Annotated in this window: 16 protein-coding genes, 9 tRNA genes, 2 rRNA genes and 1 pseudogene; 1 reads left to right on the top strand and 27 read right to left on the bottom strand. The window is 42.4% G+C overall.

Annotated elements, in window-relative coordinates; all coding sequences use genetic code 11:
* Positions 1-244: 244 nt before the first annotated feature.
* The 16 genes and pseudogenes from SM12261_RS01240 to SM12261_RS01150 form a co-directional block, all read right to left on the bottom strand.
* The gene (locus tag SM12261_RS01240) at positions 245-1,561 is read right to left on the bottom strand and encodes an ISL3 family transposase (protein ID WP_001059646.1); all 1,317 of its coding nucleotides are present in this window, start codon (positions 1,559-1,561) and stop codon (positions 245-247) included.
* A 138-nt stretch (positions 1,562-1,699) separates the two neighbouring features.
* Positions 1,700-3,036: pseudogene (gene pepC, locus SM12261_RS01235) on the bottom strand (aminopeptidase C).
* A gap of 111 nt (positions 3,037-3,147) precedes the next feature.
* Positions 3,148-3,870, bottom strand: a complete 723-nt coding sequence (locus tag SM12261_RS01225) for a pseudouridine synthase (RefSeq protein WP_004238883.1) — start codon at positions 3,868-3,870, stop codon at positions 3,148-3,150.
* 313 nt (positions 3,871-4,183) lie between these two features.
* Positions 4,184-4,414: a GlsB/YeaQ/YmgE family stress response membrane protein gene (locus tag SM12261_RS01215; protein WP_000901572.1), complete on the bottom strand. Its 231-nt coding sequence runs from the start codon at positions 4,412-4,414 to the stop codon at positions 4,184-4,186.
* Between the two features lie 9 nt (positions 4,415-4,423).
* Positions 4,424-5,665: an aminopeptidase gene (locus SM12261_RS01210; RefSeq protein WP_000243928.1), complete on the bottom strand. Its 1,242-nt coding sequence runs from the start codon at positions 5,663-5,665 to the stop codon at positions 4,424-4,426.
* 21 nt (positions 5,666-5,686) lie between these two features.
* The gene (locus SM12261_RS09465; protein ID WP_000776625.1) at positions 5,687-5,839 is read right to left on the bottom strand and encodes a hypothetical protein; all 153 of its coding nucleotides are present in this window, start codon (positions 5,837-5,839) and stop codon (positions 5,687-5,689) included.
* Between the two features lie 18 nt (positions 5,840-5,857).
* A complete protein-coding gene (locus tag SM12261_RS01200) occupies positions 5,858-10,249 on the bottom strand; it encodes a PolC-type DNA polymerase III (RefSeq protein ID WP_000071371.1) in 4,392 nt (1,463 codons plus the stop codon).
* Between the two features lie 103 nt (positions 10,250-10,352).
* Entirely contained in the window at positions 10,353-12,434 is a 2,082-nt protein-coding gene (gene fusA, locus SM12261_RS01195) for an elongation factor G (RefSeq protein ID WP_000090348.1), read from the bottom strand.
* A gap of 279 nt (positions 12,435-12,713) precedes the next feature.
* On the bottom strand, positions 12,714-13,184 hold the full coding sequence (rpsG, locus tag SM12261_RS01190; RefSeq protein WP_000087873.1) for a 30S ribosomal protein S7: 471 nt from the start codon (positions 13,182-13,184) through the stop codon (positions 12,714-12,716).
* 19 nt (positions 13,185-13,203) lie between these two features.
* Positions 13,204-13,617 carry a 30S ribosomal protein S12 gene (rpsL, locus tag SM12261_RS01185; RefSeq protein WP_001142332.1) on the bottom strand — a complete coding sequence of 138 codons (414 nt, stop codon included), beginning with the start codon at positions 13,615-13,617 and terminating at the stop codon, positions 13,204-13,206.
* Positions 13,618-13,930: 313 nt separating this feature from the next.
* Positions 13,931-14,530, bottom strand: coding sequence for a response regulator transcription factor (locus SM12261_RS01175; protein ID WP_000866712.1), 600 nt, complete (start codon positions 14,528-14,530; stop codon positions 13,931-13,933).
* A complete protein-coding gene (locus SM12261_RS01170) occupies positions 14,531-15,628 on the bottom strand; it encodes a sensor histidine kinase (RefSeq protein ID WP_000893526.1) in 1,098 nt (365 codons plus the stop codon).
* On the bottom strand, positions 15,628-16,365 hold the full coding sequence (locus SM12261_RS01165) for an ABC transporter permease (protein ID WP_004238887.1): 738 nt from the start codon (positions 16,363-16,365) through the stop codon (positions 15,628-15,630). The genes SM12261_RS01170 and SM12261_RS01165 overlap by 1 nt, the downstream gene beginning before the upstream one ends.
* A gap of 1 nt (position 16,366) precedes the next feature.
* On the bottom strand, positions 16,367-17,251 hold the full coding sequence (locus SM12261_RS01160) for an ABC transporter ATP-binding protein (RefSeq protein ID WP_000216036.1): 885 nt from the start codon (positions 17,249-17,251) through the stop codon (positions 16,367-16,369).
* Complete coding sequence (locus SM12261_RS01155; protein WP_000708871.1) at positions 17,238-17,432, bottom strand: hypothetical protein; 195 nt, start codon at positions 17,430-17,432, stop codon at positions 17,238-17,240. The genes SM12261_RS01160 and SM12261_RS01155 overlap by 14 nt, the downstream gene beginning before the upstream one ends.
* Complete coding sequence (locus SM12261_RS01150; protein ID WP_000390703.1) at positions 17,429-17,635, bottom strand: hypothetical protein; 207 nt, start codon at positions 17,633-17,635, stop codon at positions 17,429-17,431. The genes SM12261_RS01155 and SM12261_RS01150 overlap by 4 nt, the downstream gene beginning before the upstream one ends.
* Positions 17,636-18,224: 589 nt before the next feature.
* Between SM12261_RS01150 and SM12261_RS01145 the strand changes: the two genes are divergently transcribed.
* A complete protein-coding gene (locus tag SM12261_RS01145) occupies positions 18,225-19,481 on the top strand; it encodes an ISL3 family transposase (RefSeq protein WP_000436169.1) in 1,257 nt (418 codons plus the stop codon).
* 84 nt (positions 19,482-19,565) lie between these two features.
* Here the strand turns inward: SM12261_RS01145 and SM12261_RS01140 are convergent.
* The 11 genes from SM12261_RS01140 to SM12261_RS01090 all read right to left on the bottom strand — a co-directional run bounded on the left by SM12261_RS01140 (position 19,566) and on the right by SM12261_RS01090 (position 23,446).
* Positions 19,566-19,639: transfer RNA gene (locus SM12261_RS01140), tRNA-Pro, on the bottom strand.
* A 15-nt stretch (positions 19,640-19,654) separates the two neighbouring features.
* Positions 19,655-19,728: transfer RNA gene (locus SM12261_RS01135), tRNA-Arg, on the bottom strand.
* 11 nt (positions 19,729-19,739) lie between these two features.
* Positions 19,740-19,825 (bottom strand) — tRNA-Leu (locus SM12261_RS01130).
* A gap of 7 nt (positions 19,826-19,832) precedes the next feature.
* Positions 19,833-19,904, bottom strand: a tRNA-Gly gene (locus tag SM12261_RS01125).
* Positions 19,905-19,926: 22 nt separating this feature from the next.
* Positions 19,927-19,999 (bottom strand) — tRNA-Thr (locus SM12261_RS01120).
* 18 nt (positions 20,000-20,017) lie between these two features.
* Positions 20,018-20,099 (bottom strand) — tRNA-Leu (locus SM12261_RS01115).
* A gap of 5 nt (positions 20,100-20,104) precedes the next feature.
* Positions 20,105-20,177 (bottom strand) — tRNA-Lys (locus SM12261_RS01110).
* 23 nt (positions 20,178-20,200) lie between these two features.
* Positions 20,201-20,273: transfer RNA gene (locus SM12261_RS01105), tRNA-Asp, on the bottom strand.
* Positions 20,274-20,275: 2 nt separating this feature from the next.
* Positions 20,276-20,348: transfer RNA gene (locus tag SM12261_RS01100), tRNA-Val, on the bottom strand.
* A gap of 4 nt (positions 20,349-20,352) precedes the next feature.
* Positions 20,353-20,468 (bottom strand): 5S ribosomal RNA (gene rrf, locus SM12261_RS01095).
* Between the two features lie 76 nt (positions 20,469-20,544).
* Positions 20,545-23,446: ribosomal RNA gene (locus SM12261_RS01090) — 23S ribosomal RNA — on the bottom strand.
* Positions 23,447-23,544: the final 98 nt, after the last annotated feature.

Here is a 23,544-nt window from a genome sequence, read left to right as displayed (position 1 = left end):
ATATAGACAAGATAAAAAAACCTCACTTTAAATAATCTATCTAAATTTTACACATTCTAAAGAAAATAGTCAATATTTTTTCGTACTATCTTCTAAAATTAATTGTGCCTATTAAAAATGAAATTAGTTTGTTGCATTTGATTATATTTTTTGAACACCAAATCCATTTAAAATTGAGTGCTATTTTGAGCACTAAAAAAGGGCTCTTTGTCAAATAGTGTTGATGAAGAAATTTAGGAAGGGATTAAGCAACTAATTGTTGCTTAATTCCTTTTTGTTTTGGGCCAAACATTTTTGTTATTAAAATAATCCTATTTCTAAAATGGTAATAGTTTCTAAAGCCGTAGGCATTTCTTTTAAGCACTTTTATTTTATTGTTTATTCCTTCAATAGGGCCATTTGTTCTAGTTGGATACTCACAAGTATTTTGAATATATGGCAAGTAAGTCATAAGAGTCTTTAATACTCTTTTTAAACCAGGAGATAGGTCTAATTGCGTAGCTGCTTCAATCGTTTCCTTGAATTCTATATAATCTCTATCCTGTATACATTCACGAAGTGAATGTACAACCTCATAATCATTTTTAAGAGATGGATTTTTTTCTAAGATATAATCTACGATTCCTTTACTTGTTATGAAGCTTTCAAAAAGCTTATAACGATTATATTTATAGTTCTGAAGTTCATTAGAGTTCTTTAAAATTAACTTCCAATAATGTTTTAACTTTCGATATAATTTAGAGTCTTTATAGCGATGCTTATTCATGACACGTACCCGAGTTCGATTTAATTCTCTATTTAAGGCTTGTACGATATGAAAAGGATCAATGATAATTTTAGCGTTAGGAAACATTTCTTTTATTAATTGAATGTACGGTAAGTACATGTCGATGGAGATAGTTTTTACCTTTAATCTAGTCTTAGGCTCAAAACGATGAAAATACTTTTTCAAGCTGTAAGATTTTCTATCTCGTACAACATCGACCAGCTTGTGTGTAGTGCTATCACAAATAATGAAGCTCATATTACTATCGGAAGATTTGACGGATTTAAATTCATCAAAACACAAATGCTCAGGTAAATCGTGTAATGGTTTAATCTTTAGTAAACGTGTTGTATCATCTATGATACGTCTTACCGTATGAACTGAAACATTTGTTTCTTTTGCGATATAGGTTTCAGATACTGTTTCACTTATTTTTGATTTAATTTCGTTTTTTAAGCGTTTAGAGATATGACAGTGTTTTTCTACGATTCGACTAGTGTCTGCGGTAAATGAAGAGCCGCATTCTCTACAGAGAAATCTCTGCTTGCGTAGATTTAAGTAGGCCGCTAGGCCTGAAACAGAACAGAGAGTGATACGAGATGTTTTCGTGCCGTTTTTAACGATATTATTATTTCGGCTAACACACCCACAAACGGTACAAAATTCTGGTTTATGCGTATAAGTAGCTGCATAAAATAAAGATTTTCTCTTTTTAAATATCTTCTCTTGAACTTTATTATCCCAAATAATGTTTTTATCTTTGATTTGTAGTGTAGCTTCTAGTATATTGTTCATATGGTCATCATCCTTTTGTTTTAGGTTTCAGCGCTTTTAATATAATGGATGTTGGCCTTTTTGTATACACTAAAATAGGGTTGGTGGAAAATTTCCATCAACCCTAAAAATTATAGAACCGTTCTTTTTATATCTCATTTATTCAGCCAAGGCACCCATTGGATCCCATGGTGCAAGGACGATTGGTTCTGCTTCATAGGCAGCTTGTTCTTCTGCTGTTAGTAATTCCTTACGAACAACAATTTGGTAAGTGTACTCGTCCATCCAAGCATCTGAGGCAACAAAGTACCCATCGGTACCGACCTTGTCTCCCCATGAGTTTTCAACCTTCCACTTGGTTGACTTCCCATTTTCGTCCAAATCAACACCTGTCAAGACCATAGCGTGGGTCATTAAGCTTTCACTATAGTCCAGACGTCCAGCCTTGTCTTGAGTGAATTGAATATCCATGCTTGATTCAAAGTCATAAACATCTGTCGCAAGGATTCCAGCTTTACGGTTGCTGAGCTGACCAACATCAGAACCAAACCAAACAGTCTCACCTGCTTGCATTTGAGCAATTGCCAATTCTTTCAAGCGATCCATCGGCACGTTGATGTAACGAACCGCACGGCTACCAACCACATTTTCCCAACATCTCAACTGTGTAAGAATTTGCCGTATGGTTTATCAGCAGTTGGAGCATTGATAACAGAAACGTAGTCTTCTAGAGGAAGATTTACATATTTCTTGTAAAACTCTTGTGGTGTAATGTCCTTTTCGCTTTGGTAGTTGTTGTCTTTATCGCGATAAGCAAAGTCAAACTGACGTGGTGGAAGACCCAATGACATAGCAAGGAAGTTAAAAATTTCTTGCAAGAGGTCTTCTTTCTTAGCTTGAACAGTCGCTTGGTCTGCACCAGAAGCAAGCAAGTCACGCAAGATTTGAGCATCTTGACGAAGCAATTTGTTGAGAATGGCATTTAGTTCACGGCTGCTACTAGATGAAACAGACTCAGGATAAACAGACTTAGGTACGACACCGTATTTCTCAAAGAGAGAAACGACCATATCCCACTGACCGCCATCTTGTTGTGGTGTTTGGAGTAGAAATTTAACCTTACGGCTCGTCAAGTCTTGGTCTGCAGTCGCAATGACTTGTTCCAAGAACCAGTTTGATTTCTCATACTTGTCCCAGAAGAAAGTGTGGGCCTGTGACAACTCAAAGTTTTCTAGTTTGTATTGTGAGATGAGCTTGTGGCGGAAAGTGTTAAGGGCTGCAAACATCCAGCAACGACCAGAAGCCTTCTGGTTAGTTACTTTGTCCTTGGTCAAATCCAATGAGAAAACAGGGGTGTTGTCTACATGGCTTTGGCGACGTTCTAGGGCTGCAAAAATTCCGTTGTGGCTGGCAGCATTTTCAATCGCTTGGTATTTTACATTTGCTTCATAGTTGGCAAATAATTTATCAGTAAATGATTCTTGAATCGCGTTCATAGATTCCTCCTTTTATTCTACAGTCTATTATAACTCTTTTCACAAAGGAAGCAACTGAAAAACATAAAAGGCGAGGACATTCTCCCTCGCCTTTTTCAAATATAAACCAAATTAAGCAATACTAGCAAGAAGATTTTCTAATTCCTCCTTGGTCAAGCGACGCCATTCCCCTCGTTCTAAGTTCTCATCCAATACTAGCGTTCCCATAGTCAAACGTTGCAAGTCTACTACTTCCTTGCCACAGTAGCCCACCATACGCTTGACCTGATGAAACTTCCCTTCTGCAATGGTCACACGGATTTGGCTTTGATTTTTTTCTGTATCTATGGATACAAGCTCCAGTCTAGCGGGTTGACAGGTAAAGTCTTTGAGAGGAATACCCTCAGCAAATATATCCACATCTCCTTGGGTCATAATTCCTTTGACCTGAACCAGATACGTCTTGTTCACATGACGCTTAGGTGAAAGAAGAGCATGGGCCAGCTGGCCATCATTGGTCAAGAGTAGAAGACCATGTGTATCAATATCCAAGCGTCCTACTGGGAAAACTTCCTTGCTCCGAGCAATATCATCCAGCAAGTCCAGAACGGTTCTGTGCTTGGGATCCTCAGTCGCTGAAATAACCCCTTGGGGCTTGTTCATCATGTAGTAGACAAACTCTTCATACTCCAACACTTTCCCATCAAAGCGAATCTCATCTCTTTCTTCATCAATCTGCAATTTAGCTGACTTTTCTTTTTTACCATTTACCGTCACGCGACCAGCCTTGAGCAAGTTTTTGACCTCAGTTCGGCTCCCCACAGCGCAGGCAACTAAAAATTTATCTAATCTCATAGAACTATTATATCATACTCAAAAGGAGGCTGGTACAATGACCAACCTCCTTTTCGTTTCATACTCTTCAAAAATCTCTTCAAACCGCGTCAACGTCGCCTTGCCGTATAGATGTTACTGACTTCGTCAGTTCTATCTGCAACCTCAAAACAGTGTTTTGAGCTGACTTCGTCAGTTCTATCTGCAACCTCAAAACAGTGTTTTGAGCTGACTTCGTCAGTTCTATCTACAACCTCAAAACAGTGCTTTGAGCAGCCTGCGGCTAGTTTCCTAGTTTGCTCTTTGATTTTCATTGAGTATCAGATTTAAGAAATTAACTTCCTCGTCTCCAGAAAATCGCTAAGACAATCATGGAACCTAGTACTGCCGGAATAATGGCAGTTCCTGCTATTATCGGTCCCCAAGTCCCAAAAAGCAAGTGCCCTATAAAGGCACCAATCCAGCCTAGAAACATTTTCCCAAAACATCCCATGCGCTCTCCACGATTGGTTAGAGTACCTGCTAAAAATCCCACTAGGAGACCAACGAACATACTTCCTAACATATTATCTCCTTAATTTGCCCAATCTCCGTTACGGAAGAGTGGTACACGTGTCCCATCCTCACGGATACCATCGATATCCATTTGACTAGACCCAATCATAAAGTCCACATGAACATCTGAACGGTTAAGCCCTGCAGCTTCAAGCTCTTCTTCGCTCATCTCTGCTCCACCAACGACGCTAGTCGCATAGGCTGCACCGATAGCCAAGTGGTTTGAAGCATTCTCATCAAAAAGGGTGTTGAAGAAGGTAATGCCTGACTGAGAAATTGGACTTGGATCTGGTACCAAGGCACATTCACCCAAGGCACGCGCACCCGCATTTTCAAAGACAAGGTCTTTCATGACTTGATCGCCTTTTTCTGCAGCAATATCCACAATTTGTCCATCCTTGAAGGTTACTTTAATTCCTTCGATGATATTTCCATTATAGCTAAGCGGTTTTGTAGAAGTGACATAACCATCTGCGCGACGGAAGTCAGGTGCTGTGAATACTTCCTCTGTCGGCATATTCGGCAAGAATCCTTCACCCTGCGCATTGATAGCACCAGCTGATTCCCAAACGTGGTTCTTCGGCAAGCCAAGTGTCAAATCAGTTCCTGGTGCTGTGTAATGAAGGGCTGAAAATTGTTCTTTATTAAGCATATCAGCCTTACTCTTGAGGATGGCTGCATGCTCTTCCCAAGCCTTAACAGGATCTGCTTCGTAGACACGGCAAGTTTTGAAGATTTGGTCCCATAGGAGATCAACTGCTTCTTCGTCGCTAGCAGCATTTGGAAAGACTTTTTTAGCCCACTCAAGTCCAGCAGCAGCTGCTACCGTCCAGCTGACCTTGTTGGATTGCGTTGCAATACGCATTGGCTTCATAGCAAGTCCCATAGCTTTAGCAGAAGCTGAAAGCTTGTCAGCATCCACTCCGTTCAAGGCACCTGGATCAGAAGAACGGACACCAAGACGGCTAGCCTTGTTCTCCAAGAGATAGTTCATCTCAGCAATCTTATATTCTGGCACATTGTCCAGACGCTCCATCGGCGCATGGAGAAATTTCTCACGGTTAATCACATCATCTGTCCACTGAACAATAACCTCATGCGCACCCAAGGCGTAAGCTTCTTTCACAATCAAATGCGCCAACTCGCGTTGCTCCACATCGATAGAAAGAGCCAAAGTGTGACCAGGTTGCACGTTGATTCCATTCGCAACCAATAATTTCGCATATTTTTCTAGATTTTCTTTAAAATTTGGTAAAACCATTCTATTCTTCCTTTTCTATTTTTATTTTTCTTTCAAAGCAGAAAATAATCCTGCCAAAGCAATAGCACCAGACAAAAATGCTGTTGATAGAAGTATTGTCTGGTCAGCAAGTTCCAATTGATACTCAAACACCTTCTCAGCCGGCTTGTCTTCCGCAAAGATTCTTAGTTTCATCTTTTTTCCTCCAAGACCTTAAAACAACTCATCAAACAAACTGAGCTGGTTATCCTCTGGCATATTGCCCAGAATCCCCATTTCATCCATCTTTTCAACCAAGGTAGATGAGAGGCCACCGCGTTTGCGTAGTTCTGTTTTGGAGAGGAATTCTCCCTCTTCACGCGCTCGCACCAACTGCTTAGCAACGTTCTCTCCCAGACCATCCATTGCTACAAATGGTGGAATGAGGGTATCCCCATCGATGAGGAACTCTATCGCCTGACTACGGTAGAGATCGAGTTTACCAAACTTGAAACCTCGTTCCCACATCTCATTGACAATCTCAAGAGTTGTATAGAGATCAATTTCCACATTAGAAGCCTCATTGTTCTTCCGTTTTTCAGAGATTTCTTCCATTCTGCGCTTGATGGCATCCAAGCCCGCACCCATAGTCTTGATATCAAAGGCTTTAGCACGGATTGAGAAGTAAGCACAGTAGTAATAAATAGGATGGTGAACCTTGAAGTAAGCTACACGCAAGGCCATCATAACGTAGGCTGCCGCATGGGCTTTAGGGAACATATACTTAATTTTCCCACAGGATTCGATATACCACTCTGGCACCTTATTGGCCTTCATAGCTTCGATATAGCCATTTCTCTCCTCTTCGGAAATCTTGAGCCACAAGCCCTTACGTACCCGTTCCATGATGGTAAAGGCCATCTTAGGTTCAAGACCAGCATGCATGAGGTACACCATGATGTCGTCCCGACAACCGATAACGGTTGATAGGTCCGCTATTCCTTGCTTAATCAAATCTTGGGCATTGCCCAGCCAAACGTCAGTACCGTGGGACAGACCTGAGAGCTGAAGCAACTCCGCAAAAGTCGTCGGATGCGTCTCATCTACCATCCCACGTACAAAGTTGGTTCCAAATTCTGGAATCCCCAGCATGCCCGTAGGCGTTCCAATTTGTTCAGGTGTTACCCCAAGCACATCCGTCCCAGAAAAGAGGGCCATCACACCTTCGTCATCCATAGGGATTTCATTAGGATCAATCCCAGACAAGTCCTGGAGTTTTCGAATCATAGTCGGATCATCATGTCCCAGTACATCAAGTTTGAGGACGTTCTCGTCGATATCATGGAAGTTAAAGTGAGTGGTCTGCCATTCAGCGGTCACGTCATCCGCTGGATACTGAACAGGAGTAAAATCGTAGACATCCATGTAGTTCGGAATAACAACAATTCCCCCCGGGTGTTGACCTGTTGTCCGCTTGACACCCGCCGCTCCTTGAGCGAGGCGTTCTACCTCTGCATCACGGTAAAACTTTCCATAGTCCCGCTCATAACCCTTGACAAATCCATAGGCAGTCTTGGCAGCTACCGTACCAACCGTTCCCGCACGGAAGGCATATTCCTCACCAAAGATATCACGCACATCCAAATGGGCGCTAGGTTGATCTTCTCCCGAGAAGTTCAAGTCAATATCAGGAACCTTGTCTCCATCAAAACCAAGGAAGGTTTCAAACGGAATATCCTGCCCATTTTTGCTGAGTTTGTGACCACACTTTGGGCAGTCCTTATTAGGCATATCAAATCCTGAACCGTACGAACCATCGGTGATAAACTCACTGTATTGACATTGACCACAGACATAGTGAGGAGAGAGAGGATTGACCTCTGTAATACCAATCATGGTCGCAACAAAACTAGATCCTACAGACCCACGAGAACCAACCAAGTAGCCCCGTTCATTGGAACGTAGCACCAGCATCTGCGATGCCAGATAAATCACGGCAAATCCATTCCCCAGAATGGAAGTCAATTCTTTTTCAATCCGCAAATCGACAATATCTGGCAGCGGATTTCCATAAATCTCAAAGGCCTTCTTATAGGTCAACTCGGCAACTGTTTCTTCAGCCTTGTCGATGAAAGGCGTATACAAGTCCCCCTTAACAACCTCAACAGGTTCAAAGATATCTGCCAAGGCATTGGTGTTTTCAATAACCAATTTCCGAGCTAATTCCTCTCCCAAGAAGGCAAATTCATCCAACATCTCATTGGTTGTTCGAAAATGAGCCTTCGGAAGAGGAGCTGGTTGGGCATGTTCCCCATGACCGATAGTTCGGTTAACCATAGCTCCCTGTCCCAAACTACGGACAATAATTTCACGGTAAATTTCTTCTTCTGGTTCGATATAGTGGACATTTCCCGTAGCCAAAACGGGCTTACCAAGGCGTTCTCCAACCTCTATCAAACTTTTGATAATGGTCTGGAGTTCTTCCATATCCTTAACCTGCTCCTTGGCAATCAAGGGAGCATAGATAGCTGGTGGCATGACCTCGATAAAGTCATAATACTTGGCCACCTCAACCGCCGCATCCACGCCCTGGGAAACGACTGCATCAAAAACTTCACCTTCTGCACAGGCTGAGCCTAAAATCAAGCCCTCCCGATGGGCATCTAGAACCGTTCTCGGAATTCGTGGCACCCCTTCAAAGTATTTGGTATTGGACAAAGAAACCAACTTAAAGATATTTTTTAGACCTACCTGATTCTTGACATAAATGGTCGCATGCTTGATTCGAGCTTTTTTATAAGAATCTGGACTAACCAAATCAATATTGAGTCTAGCTAGATCGGTCACACCATGTTTTTCTGCTACTTCTTTGATAAAGATGAAAAGCAGGCGACCTGTAGCTTCCGCATCGTAGTTGGCCATGTGGTGATGCTCTAAGGCCACACCAAAACGCTTGGTCAAAGGCCCCAAACCATGACGTTTATACTCAGGATAGAGATTTCTAGCAAACTCGAGCGTATCAATAACTGGCTGACTAATCTTTGGCAGACCATGACGTTCATAGTTGGCATTCATAAAGCCAACGTCAAAGGTGGCATTGTGGGCGACTAGGACCGTATCCTTACAAAATTCTTGGAATTCTTGCAAAACTTGTTCCAGTGGCTTGGCATTTTTGACATGATCATCTGTAATTCCAGTCAACTCAGTAGTAAAAGCTGACAAGGGATGCCCAGGATTGATAAATTCATCAAATTCAGCAATGACATTCCCCTTGTACATCTTAGAAGCTGCAACCTGAATCAAGTCATTATAGATAGCTGAAAGTCCTGTCGTTTCCACGTCAAAGACCACGTAGGTCGCTTCTGACAAGTCCATCTCCACTTCGTTATAGACGATAGGGACACGGTCCTCCACGATATTGGCTTCCATTCCATAGATTAGCTGGATTCCCGCTTTCTTAGCAGCCTTATAGCCGTGTGGGAAGGACTGGACATTCCCATGGTCCGTGATGGCAACCGCCTTGTGTCCCCACTTAGCAGCTGTCGCAACGATTTCTTCGACCTCTGGCAGAGCATCCATAGTCGACATGTTAGTATGAGCATGAAACTCAACTCGACGCTCTCCTTCTGGCATCAAATCCTTCCGCTCATAGTGAACAACTTCCTGCACATCCTGTACGTTCATAGTCAAATCACGTGTGAAGTTATTCATCTCCACATTCCCACGAACTCGGAGCCAAGAATTTTTCTTAATTAGGTCAAACTTCTGGGCCTCTTCCTCGTTCTTAACCCACTTTTGCATAGAAAAACTTGAAGTGTAGTCAGTCATTTTAAAGTTGATCAAAACACGCCCTGTTCTGGTCACTTTTTGCTCCACATCAAAAACAACCCCTTCAAAGACCAGACGATTTTCCTCCGTCGTCACTTCGATCATAGGAGTAATCTCTGCCTTATCCAGCTTGGGTTTAGCTGCAGCTTTTTTAGCTTGAAAATCAAAGGATGGTTTCTCTTCCGCTGGAGGAGGTGCCATCTGTTCTAGTTGTTCCATAGCACGGAGCGCTTCCTCATTGGCCGCTTGAACAATCTGCTCATTTTCAGCTTGAAAGGCTTCTTCCTGCTCATGAGTCAGCATATCATTCTTCTCTACTTGACAGTTAAAAGTTGGAAATCCAAATTTTTCAAGTTGTTTCGCTAAATTAGGAAGGTGATTCTTCTTAAAGTGTTCCTTATCAATCGCCTCGGAACCTTCAATAAAGAGTTGGTTCCCCTCCGCACGAACTTGCAAATTTTGATAAAGGGACTTAAAACCTTGACTCGAACACGGACCTTCAGAAAAAGCCTCTCTATAGTAGGACTGCAAGAGCTGATTTGAAAATTCTTGAGACAGAGTCTTGATTTCGAAAATAGCTTTATTGCCTGTCTTAAAAAATTCTTCCCTCAAACCTTTCTTTAATTCTAAAAAGATTTCAATCGGTAAAATATTAGAAAATACGAAATGAAACTCCAATACCTTACTAATTTTATGAACCACAACTCGCTCAATATCGGCCTGTGCTAAAGCAGGAGCCTGTCTCATTTCAGCAGGCATCCCCAGTTGATTCATCAAAATTTCAAAACTATTTGACATTCATTTTCCTCACATTATTCTCCTACTATTTTACCATACTTAGAGGTGTTTTCTAAAGACAAAAGGAAGCCACTAAGTGACTTCCTTCTAGAGTGAGGACTGATTAGTCTTCACCTTTGTTTTTCTTAATGATTTCTTCTTGTACTGACTTAGGTACATCTTCGTAGTGGTCAAATACCATCATGAATGTACCACGTCCTTGAGATGCAGAACGAAGAACTGTTGCGTAACCGAACATTTCAGCAAGTGGAACGTAAGCACGAACGATTTGGCTGTTACCGTGTGCTTCCATACCATCTACACGTCCACGACGAGCAGTTACGTGACCCATAACATCACCAAGGTTTTCTTCTGGAACAGTGATTGTTACAAGCATCATTGGCTCAAGGATAGCTGGTTGTGCTGATTTAGCAGCTTCTTTAAGAGCAAGTGAAGCCGCAATCTTGAAGGCAGTTTCAGATGAGTCGACATCGTGGTATGAACCATCGTAAAGCTTAGCTTTAACGTCAACCATTGGGTAACCTGCAAGTACACCGTTAGCCATAGATTCTACCAAACCTTTTTCAACCGCTGGGATAAATTCACGAGGAACCACACCACCGACGATTGCGTTTTCGAATTCGAATCCTTTACCTTCTTCGTTTGGAGTAAATTCAATCCATACATCACCGAATTGACCTTTACCACCAGACTGACGTTTGAAGAATCCACGTGCTTGAGTAGAAGCGCGGAATGTTTCACGGTAAGATACTTGAGGAGCACCTACGTTTGCTTCAACTTTGAACTCACGACGCATACGGTCAACAAGGACGTCAAGGTGAAGCTCACCCATACCAGAGATAACTGTTTCACCAGTTTCAACGTTTGTTTCAACGCGGAATGTTGGATCTTCTTCAGCCAATTTTTGAAGGGCGATACCCATCTTGTCTTGGTCAGCTTTAGATTTTGGCTCAACCATCAATTGGATAACTGGTTCTGGAACGTTGATTGACTCAAGAATGATTTTAGCTTTTTCATCTGTCAATGAGTCACCAGTTGTAGTATCTTTCAAACCAACGGCAGCAGCGATATCACCTGAGTAAACAGTGTCAATTTCTTGACGGCTGTTGGCGTGCATTTGAAGGATACGTCCGATACGCTCACGTTTACCTTTAGAAGTGTTCAATACGTATGAACCTGATTGAAGAACACCTGAGTAAACACGGAAGAATGTCAAACGACCTACGAATGGGTCTGTCATGATCTTGAAGGCAAGAGCTGCAAATGGCTCTTCATCAGATGCTGGACGAGTTTCTTCTTCATCTGTATCTGGGTTGATACCTTTGATCGCTGGGATGTCAAGTGGGCTTGGAAGGTAGTCAATAACCGCATCAAGCATCAATTGAACACCTTTGTTCTTGAAGGCAGAGCCACACAATACTGGGAAGAATTCAACGTTGATAGTCGCTTTACGGATACCAGCTTTCAATTCTTCGTTAGTGATTTCTTCACCTTCGAGGTATTTCATCATCAATTCTTCGTCAGTTTCAGCAACTGCTTCGATCAATTTTTCACGGTATTCTTGAGCTTGGTCAAGGTATTCAGCTGGGATGTCTTCTTCAAGGATATCTGTACCAAGGTCGTTAGTATAGATTTCAGCTTTCATCTTGATCAAGTCGATGATACCACGGAAGTCATCTTCAGAACCGATTGGCAATTGGATTGGGTGTGCATTTGCTTGAAGACGATCGTGAAGTGTGCTTACAGAGTAAAGGAAGTCAGCACCGATTTTGTCCATTTTGTTGGCAAATACGATACGTGGAACTCCATACTCAGTTGCTTGACGCCAAACTGTTTCAGTTTGAGGCTCAACACCTGATTGTGAGTCAAGAACGGTAACAGCACCATCCAATACACGAAGAGAACGTTGTACTTCGATTGTGAAGTCCACGTGTCCTGGTGTGTCGATAATGTTTACGCGGTGGTTGTTCCATTGAGCTGTTGTCGCAGCAGATGTGATAGTGATACCACGTTCTTGCTCTTGCTCCATCCAGTCCATTTGTGACGCACCTTCGTGAGTTTCACCGATTTTGTGGATTTTACCAGTGTAGTAAAGAATACGCTCAGTAGTTGTTGTTTTACCAGCATCGACGTGAGCCATGATACCGATATTACGAGTTTTTTCAAGTGAAAATTCGCGTGCCATGAGGTTTGTTTCTCCTATTTATTTTTGATTTCTATTCTATTATAACATGATTTTAATAAAAACGGATAGGCAGGACCTACCCGTTCTCAATGTTTTCATGCTATTGTTGGTTTCAACTTGTAGATTTACAAGTTGAATTGAACTCGGGCTAAAGTTAATTAGCCGATTTGAGCCGGAACGGGATGCTGTGTGAAAAAGATAAACTTCCTTGTATTCGTCGAATACTGCGTCAGTTTTCTATTTTCACCTTGCATCCTTACCGTTCCTAGCATCATGATTTTACCAACGGAAGTGTGCGAATGCACGGTTAGCTTCAGCCATACGGTGAGTGTCTTCACGTTTCTTAACAGCTGCACCAGTGTTGTTAGCAGCGTCCAAGATTTCTTTTGCAAGACGGTCTTGCATTGTGTGTTCACCACGAAGGCGAGCGATTGTTACCAACCAACGAAGTCCAAGTGTTGTACGACGTTCTGGACGAACTTCAACTGGGACTTGGTAGTTAGAACCACCAACACGACGTGCACGTACTTCAAGTACAGGCATGATGTTTTCCATAGCTGTTTCAAATACTTCAAGTGCATCGTTTCCAGTAGCTTCTTTGATTTGCTCAAAGGCACCGTAAACGATTGAAGCAGCTGTACCACGTTTACCATCAAGCATAACGCGGTTGATAAGACGAGTAACTAGTTGTGAATTGTAAAGCGGATCTGGCAATACGTCACGTTTTGGAGCTCTATTTTTACGACTCATTTCTCTTTATCCCCTTTCCTTATGCTTTTGGACGTTTAGTACCGTATTTAGAACGGCCTTGTTTACGATCGTTAACACCTGCAGTATCAAGTGCACCACGGACGATATGGTAACGTACCCCTGGAAGGTCTTTTACACGTCCACCACGAAGAAGAACCACGCTGTGCTCTTGCAAGTTGTGTCCGATACCTGGGATGTAGGCAGTAACTTCGATAAGGTTGCTCAAACGTACACGAGCGAATTTACGAAGGGCTGAGTTAGGTTTTTTAGGTGTCATTGTTCCAACACGAGTTGCAACACCACGTTTTTGTGGTGAAGAAACGTTTGTTTGAACTTTTTTATGACTGTTGTAACCAACGTTCAAAGCTGGTGATTTAGATTTTTCTACTTTTGATTTACGCGGTTTGCGAACCAATTGGTTAATTGTAGGCATCTACATTCTCCTGTGTTTTTTTATTTTTGGTGATGATACACTTGGTGACAGCTATCATCTGTGTGTACTTTTGCAACATTTGTCAGCACGTCCCTGTACACTCTTGAGAGACCAAAAGTAAAAAGTACCGTGTATTATTGTAACAAAATTTTCCCTTGGTTGTCAAGATATTTTTCTTTTTTATTGTTAATTTTAGCTCTTTTGTAGTGCTCCCTAAAAAAGAAAAAGGAGGAATCCCACCCTCCTAAAGTTAGTATTGTTCCATTCAATCCCATCAATTTTAGCACATAATGGTTTTCGAGATATGATAGTATCACAACCAACCAGATTCTTTAGCGATATTGGCTGCCTCTGTTCGATTACCTGCATCTAGTTTCGAAAGAATATTGGTGACATAGTTTCGGACTGTTCCGTTGGATAGATAAAGTTTGTCTGCAATTTCTTGGTTAGAGAAGCCCTGAGCAATTCCCTTTAAAACTGCGATTTCTTGTTCTGTTAATGGATTGGGATGCGTCATCACCACTTCCATCAATTCAGGCGAATACTCCTTGCGTCCTTCTAGGACGGTGTGCAAGGTTTGCATGAGGTCTGCAATGTTTCTTTCTTTTAATACATAAGCATCTACTCCAGCCTTGACCGCACGTTCAAAATACCCAGGACGCTTGAAGGTCGTCACCACAACCACCCTTGTTTCAAGCTTTTCTGCTCGTATCCATTCCAAGACTTCAAGACCTGTCTTAACAGGCATTTCTACGTCAAGGATGGCGATATCCACAGACGCCTTTTTTAATAGTTGGATTGCTTCTTGCCCATTCTTTGCTTGAAAGACAGACTCTACATCCGGTTGAAGCGTGAGCAACTGGCACATGGCATCTCGCAACATACTTTGATCTTCTGCGACTAATACTTTCATCTACTTTCTCTCCTTATAAGGTAGTCGAACCTGAACTACTGTCGGTTGTTTCTGACTAATTACCTTTACTTCTCCCGAAAATGGAAGAACACGATCTCGAACTGTATGGAGGTCATCCCCCTTTATAGAAGTAAAGCCACAGCCATCATCTCTCACTGTTAGAATGAGTTCTTTCTCTGTCCGTTCTAATTTTAAGTAGACTTTAGACGCTTTAGCATGCTTGATGATATTGGTCACTAACTCAAGCAAAATCATGGAAGCCGTTGACTCCAATTCCTGAGTAAGGCTAGCGGTATCTAGTTGATTAGCCGTTTCCACCTCAATTCCAGCAATCTCTAGCATCTTTTTGACAGTTTCAAGTTCTGATGCTAAGGTCCGTGATTTCAGATTTTCCACAATGGTTCGCACTTCATTCATGGAATCCTTACTGATCTGGTGAATTTCTTTTAATTCCTTTTCCACCTGTGGATAAGCCTCCATCTGAAACAACTGCAAGGCTAAATCTGTCTTGACACTCAGCATAGCAAAAGTGTGTCCCAGACTATCATGCAAATCCTGACCGATACGACTGCGTTCATTTTCAGCAAGCAATAGATTTATCTGGGCATTTTGCTTAGCCTGCGCTTCTTTCAAATCCTCCACAATCCGAATCCGAACCAATCCAAAAGTCATTAAATCGACAAAAGTAAGAATTACAAGTAGATAGAATAGAAACTCAACTTCGATTCTCTGAAAAATCAAAAGTTGGCCCACAACAAGGACTTGAGCAAGAAGAAAAGTCCAGACATGTAAAGACTTTAAACTACGTACGCCAAAATGATAACTTAAGAGGTTAGAAAGGAAAAAGAAGAACCAGATATAATTAACAGCAACAAAGGCAGTATTCCCAACTACATAAGTCAGCATGAGACCCCAATATATCCAAGATAGGCGCTGGCTCTTAGTTGTTAAAACACCCAAATATGCCACTACAAATAGAATATCAATGAATAAATGCCAGACAGAAAGCCACCCAGTCACTACAGGTAGGATGGGGAAAATCATAAAAATTAAACTGGCCCAAAACATATAGTGTATGCTTTTCAGTCTTTCAAGCATTAAGAATTCTCCTTATGACCTTGAAGGTAAATGGTCAAACCAAACAAAACTGCTGAAAAAACAAGTAGATAAACTGTGGCTGATAGATTGATGCCACCCTCGTTTAAGAAGGTCTTGAGCAACTCCATCAACTGATAGGTTGGTAGGCACTTCCCGATTGCTTGCATCCAGTCTGGAAATAAAGAGATGGGCATCCAGAGTCCACCTAACACAGCCAAGCCTAGATAGAGAAGATTGCCCACTACAGACATCAGCTGACTAGACGGTAAGAGTGTCAGGGTCAAGCCAAGTGCTACAAAGGCTATACTTCCCGCAATCAGCAAGAGCGCAGCCCAAATCCAGCTTCCTAAAGGCATATCCACACCTCTAACCAAGTGCCCAACTGAGAAAACAACCAGGATTGAGACCAAATAATCAACCATCATACTTGTTATCTTTGATAGATAATATTCTACCATATTTACCGGAGTATGGCGCAATGTTTTCTGCCAGTTGTTGATTTTATCGGTATGTAAGACAGCTGGAAATGAAAACATGGCTGTCGACATCATGGAAAAAGCCGTCATGGAGATGAGGTAATCACGCATAAAATTAGCTGGTCCACCGGGTGTGTCCTGGTACATGCCTGAAAAGAATAAATAGAAGGCTGTCGGCATACCTACTGATAATAAATAATAGACTAATTGTCGTTTGGTCAATAGAAATTCTATCTTGTTTAGTGCGATCCATCGTTTCATCTTAGTCATCTCCCTTTTGTGTTTCTTCAAAGATTGTATCCAACAAACTACGATTATTGACTTCAATTTCTTGAATCCTACATCCTGCTTGCACTAACAGTTCCCAGAAAGCATTTGCCTCTCGTGTGACTACTTGCAGAGCATCTTGTTTTTGTACCCACCTTTCAACCAAGTTTGACTGCTCAACGACTTCCTTGTAAGCTAGAGGAAGGATAAAATGCTTTTCAATCTCCTCACTACGCATAGCAAGAGGCGTCGTGTCACGAATCAATTCACCCTTGTGGAGCACCAAGATTCGATCAGCCGTATGCTCCACCTCTTCGATATAGTGAGAAGAATAGACAATGGTGACTCCTTGCGCTTTTAGGTCCCGAACAATTTCCCAAAAACGTTGACGAGTAGAGGTATCCATGGCAGCAGTTGGCTCATCTAAAAAAACAAGCTTTGGTCGCCCAATTAAGGTCAAGACAAAAGAGAAAAGACGCTTTTGCCCACCTGATAATTTTTCTGCAAATTGCTCTTTTTGTTGCTTATCAAACTGCAATAGTTGATCGATTTCCTGGTTACTCAAGTGATTTGGATAAATTTTTTGAAAGAAAACAATCAACTCTTTTACCTTTAGTTTCTGAACGATTACATTCTCTTGAGGGAGGTAGGATCTTGTATAGTCTAACTTAGAGCTCGTTACCGGCAAATCTTGGATAGATACTTGCCCACTGGTGACCAGTTTATCTCCAAGCAAACATGCCAAAAGTGTCGTCTTCCCAGCACCATTGGGACCAATCAAGGCAACACATTCACCATCGTTGATTTCAAAAGAGATGTTCCGCAAGATCTCCTTGTCTTTTATTTTCTTACACAATTTCTCAACTTTAATCACAGTCATGAGATTCTCCCTTCAACCACTCCATTCCCATAGGGAAAACGACGAAAATCATAAATCCTAGTCCCCAGGCACCACGGATGAATTGGTGAAGGAAGGCTTGATCAAACCAACCTGTAAACATTTCCACCAACCATACCACTAGTGATAGTCCAATAAAAAGATAGAGAAACGCTTTTTTCATTTTTCAAACTCCTTTTTCACATCACTGACTAATTTCAAACCTTCTCTGATAAGCCAAGACATCATTCCAAAGCCAGCAAAGAGCTCCCAAGGAAAATGGTAGAAACCCTCATCCAACCCTGAAAACATGAGATAGGTCATAACTCCTGCTACTACTAAACTCACTGCTATAATCATTTTATTTCTCATCTCTTCTTCCTCCATTTCATACTTCAATTATAGCCTTTTGAAGTTAGCGGAGCTAGATGCTTCTGTCACTAGGAAATATGACAAATGTCATAAAAGATTCTGTTCAAAACAAGAAAGATACACTATACAATGAAACACAAGTAGAAAAACCTAAGGCAGCTTCCTCAAAAGAAATATCAAACCCAATCCACACTATAATGTAAACTAATACACATTCAAAATCAAAAAAGCAGAAATTTTTATCATACAAACACATATATTATACGTTGAACAAAACTCTTCTATTGCTTTCTTAAAAATTTATAAGAGTTATAAAATCTGTTAAATTTCAATGTGTATAATTAACTACTGTATTTATTAAACGATTTTTATTAAAATCATTATATAAAATGAATTACTAAAATTCTTCAACACACTACAGTTGACAAAGAAACAAAAAAGAGAGAACCAAACTGATTCCCTCTTAATGTATATAATATCGGCTCTATAATATTTGTAGTGGGTAAATCCCCTATAAATATTATGGAGCCTATTTTTGTGTAGAAAAAAAGTCCCATATGACCTATAATGAAAAGTGACCAAACAACTCATTAGAAAGATTCATATGGAACAATTACATTTTATCACAAAACTACTCGATATCAAAGACCCTAATATCAAATTTATGGATATCATCAATAGGAATACTCACAAAGAAATCATCGCTAAACTAGATTATGAGGCACCATCTTGCCCTGATTGCGGAAGTCAAATGAAGAAATATGACTTCCAAAAACCGTCGAAAATTCCTTACCTCGAAACGACTGGTATGCCTACTAGAATTCTCCTTAGAAAGCGTCGTTTTAAGTGCTACCAGTGCTCGAAAATAGCGGTCGCTGAGACTCCTCTAGTAAAGAAAAATCATCAAATCCCTCGTATCATCAACCAAAAAATTGCTCATAAGCTGATTGAAAAGACTTCTATGACCGATATTGCACATCAGCTTTCCATTTCAACTTCAACTGTCATTCGAAAACTCAATGACTTCCGTTTTAAGCATGATTTTTCTCATCTTCCTGAGATTATGTCCTGGGACGAGTATGCCTTTACAAAGGGAAAAATGAGTTTCATTGCACAAGACTTTGATAATCTCAACATTATCACCGTTCTTGAAGGTAGAACACAAGCTATCATCCGAAATCACTTTCTGCGCTACGATAGAGTCGTTCGTTGTCAGGTGAAAATCATTACGATGGATATGTTTAGTCCTTATTATGCCTTGGCTAAACAGCTTTTTCCATGTGCTAAAATCGTTCTAGATCGATTTCACATTGTACAACACTTAAGCCGTGCTATGAGTCGTGTTCGTGTCCAAATCATGAATCAATTTGAGCGAAAATCTCATGAATACAAGGCTATCAAACGCTACTGGAAGCTCATCCAGCAGGATAGTCGTAAACTGAGTGATAAACGTTTTTATCGCCCTACTTTTCGCATGCACTTAACGAATAAAGAGATTCTAGACAAGCTTTTGAGCTATTCAGAAGAGTTGAAACACCACTATCATCTCTATCAACTCTTACTTTTTCACTTTCAGAACAAGGAGCCAGACAAATTCTTCGGACTTATTGAGGACAATCTAAAACAGGCTCATCCTCTTTTTCAGACTGTCTTTAAAACCTTTCTCAAGGATAAAGAGAAAATCGTCAATGCCCTTCAACTACCCTACTCCAACGCCAAATTAGAAGCAACAAATAATCTCATTAAACTCATCAAACGCAATGCCTTTGGATTTCGGAACTTTGAAAACTTCAAAAAACGGATTTTTATCGCTCTGAATATCAAAAAAGAAAGGACAAAATTTGTCCTTTCTAGATCTTAGCTTTTCTTCAACCCACTACAGTTGACAAAGAGCCATAATATCTAGTTAAATAAAAAAGATACGCTTGCGTATCTCTGTACTAAATCGGGAAGACAGGATTCGAACCTGCGACACCTTGGTCCCAAACCAAGTACTCTACCAAGCTGAGCTACTTCCCGAGTTAAATAGAAAAATGCACCCTAGAGGAGTCGAACCTCTAACCGCCTGATTCGTAGTCAGGTACTCTATCCAGTTGAGCTAAGGGTGCTCATTATATTATGCCGAGGACCGGAATCGAACCGGTACGATCGTTACCAATCGCAGGATTTTAAGTCCTGTGCGTCTGCCAGTTCCGCCACCCCGGCCTCTCTAAGCGAACGACGGGATTCGAACCCGCGACCCCCACCTTGGCAAGGTGGTGTTCTACCACTGAACTACGTTCGCACTGTTTTCTTCTATCTAAAAATGCCGGCTACATGACTTGAACACGCGACCCTCTGATTACAAATCAGATGCTCTACCAACTGAGCTAAGCCGGCTCATTTATTATATCTTAATGCGGGTTAAGGGACTTGAACCCCCACGCCGTTAAGCGCCAGATCCTAAATCTGGTGCGTCTGCCAATTCCGCCAAACCCGCATATATGACCCGTACTGGGCTCGAACCAGTGACCCATTGATTAAAAGTCAATTGCTCTACCAACTGAGCTAACGAGTCTAAAATAACTTACGTTATTCTAACGGTCCCGACGGGAATCGAACCCGCGATCTTCGCCGTGACAGGGCGACGTGATAACCGCTACACTACGGGACCTTTGGGAGTTAACGGGATCGAACCGCTGACCCTCTGCTTGTAAGGCAGATGCTCTCCCAGCTGAGCTAAACTCCCTAGAGCTAAGCGACTTCCATATCTCACAGGGGGCAACCCCCAACTACTTCCGGCGTTCTAGGGCTTAACTTCTGTGTTCGGCATGGGTACAGGTGTATCTCCTAGGCTATCGTCACTTAACTCTGAGTAATACCTACTCAAAATTGAATATCTATTCAAACCAAGAAAACCTTGCGCTTTCATATTCTCAGTTACTTTGGATAAGTCCTCGAGCTATTAGTATTAGTCCGCTACATGTGTCGCCACACTTCCACTTCTAACCTATCTACCTGATCATCTCTCAGGGCTCTTACTGATATAAAATCATGGGAAATCTCATCTTGAGGTGGGTTTCACACTTAGATGCTTTCAGCGTTTATCCCTTCCCTACATAGCTACCCAGCGATGCCTTTGGCAAGACAACTGGTACACCAGCGGTAAGTCCACTCTGGTCCTCTCGTACTAGGAGCAGATCCTCTCAAATTTCCTACGCCCGCGACGGATAGGGACCGAACTGTCTCACGACGTTCTGAACCCAGCTCGCGTGCCGCTTTAATGGGCGAACAGCCCAACCCTTGGGACCGACTACAGCCCCAGGATGCGACGAGCCGACATCGAGGTGCCAAACCTCCCCGTCGATGTGAACTCTTGGGGGAGATAAGCCTGTTATCCCCAGGGTAGCTTTTATCCGTTGAGCGATGGCCCTTCCATACGGAACCACCGGATCACTAAGCCCGACTTTCGTCCCTGCTCGAGTTGTAGCTCTCGCAGTCAAGCTCCCTTATACCTTTACACTCTGCGAATGATTTCCAACCATTCTGAGGGAACCTTTGGGCGCCTCCGTTACCTTTTAGGAGGCGACCGCCCCAGTCAAACTGCCCGTCAGACACTGTCTCCGATAGGGATCACCTATCTGGGTTAGAGTGGCCATAACACAAGGGTAGTATCCCAACAACGTCTCCTTCGAAACTGGCGTCCCGATCTCATAGACTCCTACCTATCCTGTACATGTGGTACAGACACTCAATATCAAACTGCAGTAAAGCTCCATGGGGTCTTTCCGTCCTGTCGCGGGTAACCTGCATCTTCACAGGTACTAAAATTTCACCGAGTCTCTCGTTGAGACAGTGCCCAAATCATTACGCCTTTCGTGCGGGTCGGAACTTACCCGACAAGGAATTTCGCTACCTTAGGACCGTTATAGTTACGGCCGCCGTTTACTGGGGCTTCAATTCATACCTTCGCTTACGCTAAGCACTCCTCTTAACCTTCCAGCACCGGGCAGGCGTCACCCCCTATACATCATCTTACGATTTAGCAGAGAGCTGTGTTTTTGATAAACAGTTGCTTGGGCCTATTCACTGCGGCTGACTTAAAGTCAGCACCCCTTCTCCCGAAGTTACGGGGTCATTTTGCCGAGTTCCTTAACGAGAGTTCTCTCGCTCACCTGAGGCTACTCGCCTCGACTACCTGTGTCGGTTTGCGGTACGGGTAGAGTATGCTTAAACGCTAGAAGCTTTTCTTGGCAGTGTGACGTCACTAACTTCGCTACTAAACTTCGCTCCCCATCACAGCTCAATGTTATAGATATAAGCATTTGACTCATATCACACCTCACTGCTTAGACAGACACTTCCAATCGTCTGCTTTAGTTAGCCTACTGCGTCCCTCCATCACTACATACTCTAGTACAGGAATATCAACCTGTTGTCCATCGGATACACCTTTCGGTCTCTCCTTAGGTCCCGACTAACCCAGGGCGGACGAGCCTTCCCCTGGAAACCTTAGTCTTACGGTGGACAGGATTCTCACCTGTCTTTCGCTACTCATACCGGCATTCTCACTTCTATGCGTTCCAGCACTCCTCACGGTACACCTTCTTCACACATAGAACGCTCTCCTACCATACCTATAAAGGTATCCACAGCTTCGGTAAATTGTTTTAGCCCCGGTACATTTTCGGCGCAGGGTCACTCGACTAGTGAGCTATTACGCACTCTTTGAATGAATAGCTGCTTCTAAGCTAACATCCTAGTTGTCTGTGCAACCCCACATCCTTTTCCACTTAACAATTATTTTGGGACCTTAGCTGGTGGTCTGGGCTGTTTCCCTTTCGACTACGGATCTTAGCACTCGCAGTCTGACTGCCGACCATAATTCATTGGCATTCGGAGTTTATCTGAGATTGGTAATCCGGGATGGACCCCTCACCCAAACAGTGCTCTACCTCCAAGAATCTCTAATGTCGACGCTAGCCCTAAAGCTATTTCGGAGAGAACCAGCTATCTCCAAGTTCGTTTGGAATTTCTCCGCTACCCACAAGTCATCCAAGCACTTTTCAACGTGCCCTGGTTCGGTCCTCCAGTGCGTCTTACCGCACCTTCAACCTGCTCATGGGTAGGTCACATGGTTTCGGGTCTACGTCATGATACTAATCCGCCCTATTCAGACTCGGTTTCCCTACGGCTCCGTCTCTTCAACTTAACCTCGCATCATAACGTAACTCGCCGGTTCATTCTACAAAAGGCACGCTCTCACCCATTAACGGGCTCGAACTTGTTGTAGGCACACGGTTTCAGGTTCTATTTCACTCCCCTCCCGGGGTGCTTTTCACCTTTCCCTCACGGTACTGGTTCACTATCGGTCACTAGGGAGTATTTAGGGTTGGGAGATGGTCCTCCCAGATTCCGACGGGATTTCACGTGTCCCGCCGTACTCAGGATACTGCTAGGTACAAAGACTATTTTAAATACGAGGCTATTACTCTCTTTGGCTGATCTTCCCAAATCATTCTTCTATAATCTTTGAGTCCACATTGCAGTCCTACAACCCCGAAGAGTAAACTCTCCGGTTTGCCCTTCTGCCGTTTCGCTCGCCGCTACTAAGGCAATCGCTTTTGCTTTCTCTTCCTGCAGCTACTTAGATGTTTCAGTTCACTGCGTCTTCCTCCTCACATCCTTAACAGATGCGGGTAACAGGTAGTACCTGTTGGGTTCCCCCATTCGGAAATCCCTGGATCATCGCTTACTTACAGCTACCCAAGGCATATCGTCGTTTGTCACGTCCTTCTTCGGCTCCTAGTGCCAAGGCATCCACCGTGCGCCCTTATTAACTTAACCTTATTTTTTGACCTTTCAGTCATAAACTCTTATTAATACTACAGCGTTTTCGGTTTATTTTCTTGTTACTATTTGATATAGATATTCAATTTTCAATG

Source organism: Streptococcus mitis NCTC 12261 (assembly GCF_000148585.2).
Taxonomy (GTDB): domain Bacteria; phylum Bacillota; class Bacilli; order Lactobacillales; family Streptococcaceae; genus Streptococcus; species Streptococcus mitis.
Note: the sequence above shows the minus strand (reverse complement) of the source record. Positions and strands in the feature narration are given on the sequence as shown.

What these genes read in the sequence shown, in the direction of transcription:
- SM12261_RS01240 (WP_001059646.1), bottom strand. Translation starts at nt 1,561, where the DNA reads ATGAACAATATACTAGAAGCTACACTACAAATCAAAGATAAAAACATT.
- SM12261_RS01225 (WP_004238883.1), bottom strand. Translation starts at nt 3,870, where the DNA reads ATGAGATTAGATAAATTTTTAGTTGCCTGCGCTGTGGGGAGCCGAACT.
- SM12261_RS01215 (WP_000901572.1), bottom strand. Translation starts at nt 4,414, where the DNA reads ATGTTAGGAAGTATGTTCGTTGGTCTCCTAGTGGGATTTTTAGCAGGT.
- SM12261_RS01210 (WP_000243928.1), bottom strand. Translation starts at nt 5,665, where the DNA reads ATGGTTTTACCAAATTTTAAAGAAAATCTAGAAAAATATGCGAAATTA.
- SM12261_RS09465 (WP_000776625.1), bottom strand. Translation starts at nt 5,839, where the DNA reads ATGAAACTAAGAATCTTTGCGGAAGACAAGCCGGCTGAGAAGGTGTTT.
- SM12261_RS01200 (WP_000071371.1), bottom strand. Translation starts at nt 10,249, where the DNA reads ATGTCAAATAGTTTTGAAATTTTGATGAATCAACTGGGGATGCCTGCT.
- fusA (WP_000090348.1), bottom strand. Translation starts at nt 12,434, where the DNA reads ATGGCACGCGAATTTTCACTTGAAAAAACTCGTAATATCGGTATCATG.
- rpsG (WP_000087873.1), bottom strand. Translation starts at nt 13,184, where the DNA reads ATGAGTCGTAAAAATAGAGCTCCAAAACGTGACGTATTGCCAGATCCG.
- rpsL (WP_001142332.1), bottom strand. Translation starts at nt 13,617, where the DNA reads ATGCCTACAATTAACCAATTGGTTCGCAAACCGCGTAAATCAAAAGTA.
- SM12261_RS01175 (WP_000866712.1), bottom strand. Translation starts at nt 14,530, where the DNA reads ATGAAAGTATTAGTCGCAGAAGATCAAAGTATGTTGCGAGATGCCATG.
- SM12261_RS01170 (WP_000893526.1), bottom strand. Translation starts at nt 15,628, where the DNA reads ATGCTTGAAAGACTGAAAAGCATACACTATATGTTTTGGGCCAGTTTA.
- SM12261_RS01165 (WP_004238887.1), bottom strand. Translation starts at nt 16,365, where the DNA reads ATGAAACGATGGATCGCACTAAACAAGATAGAATTTCTATTGACCAAA.
- SM12261_RS01160 (WP_000216036.1), bottom strand. Translation starts at nt 17,251, where the DNA reads ATGACTGTGATTAAAGTTGAGAAATTGTGTAAGAAAATAAAAGACAAG.
- SM12261_RS01155 (WP_000708871.1), bottom strand. Translation starts at nt 17,432, where the DNA reads ATGAAAAAAGCGTTTCTCTATCTTTTTATTGGACTATCACTAGTGGTA.
- SM12261_RS01150 (WP_000390703.1), bottom strand. Translation starts at nt 17,635, where the DNA reads ATGGAGGAAGAAGAGATGAGAAATAAAATGATTATAGCAGTGAGTTTA.
- SM12261_RS01145 (WP_000436169.1), top strand. Translation starts at nt 18,225, where the DNA reads ATGGAACAATTACATTTTATCACAAAACTACTCGATATCAAAGACCCT.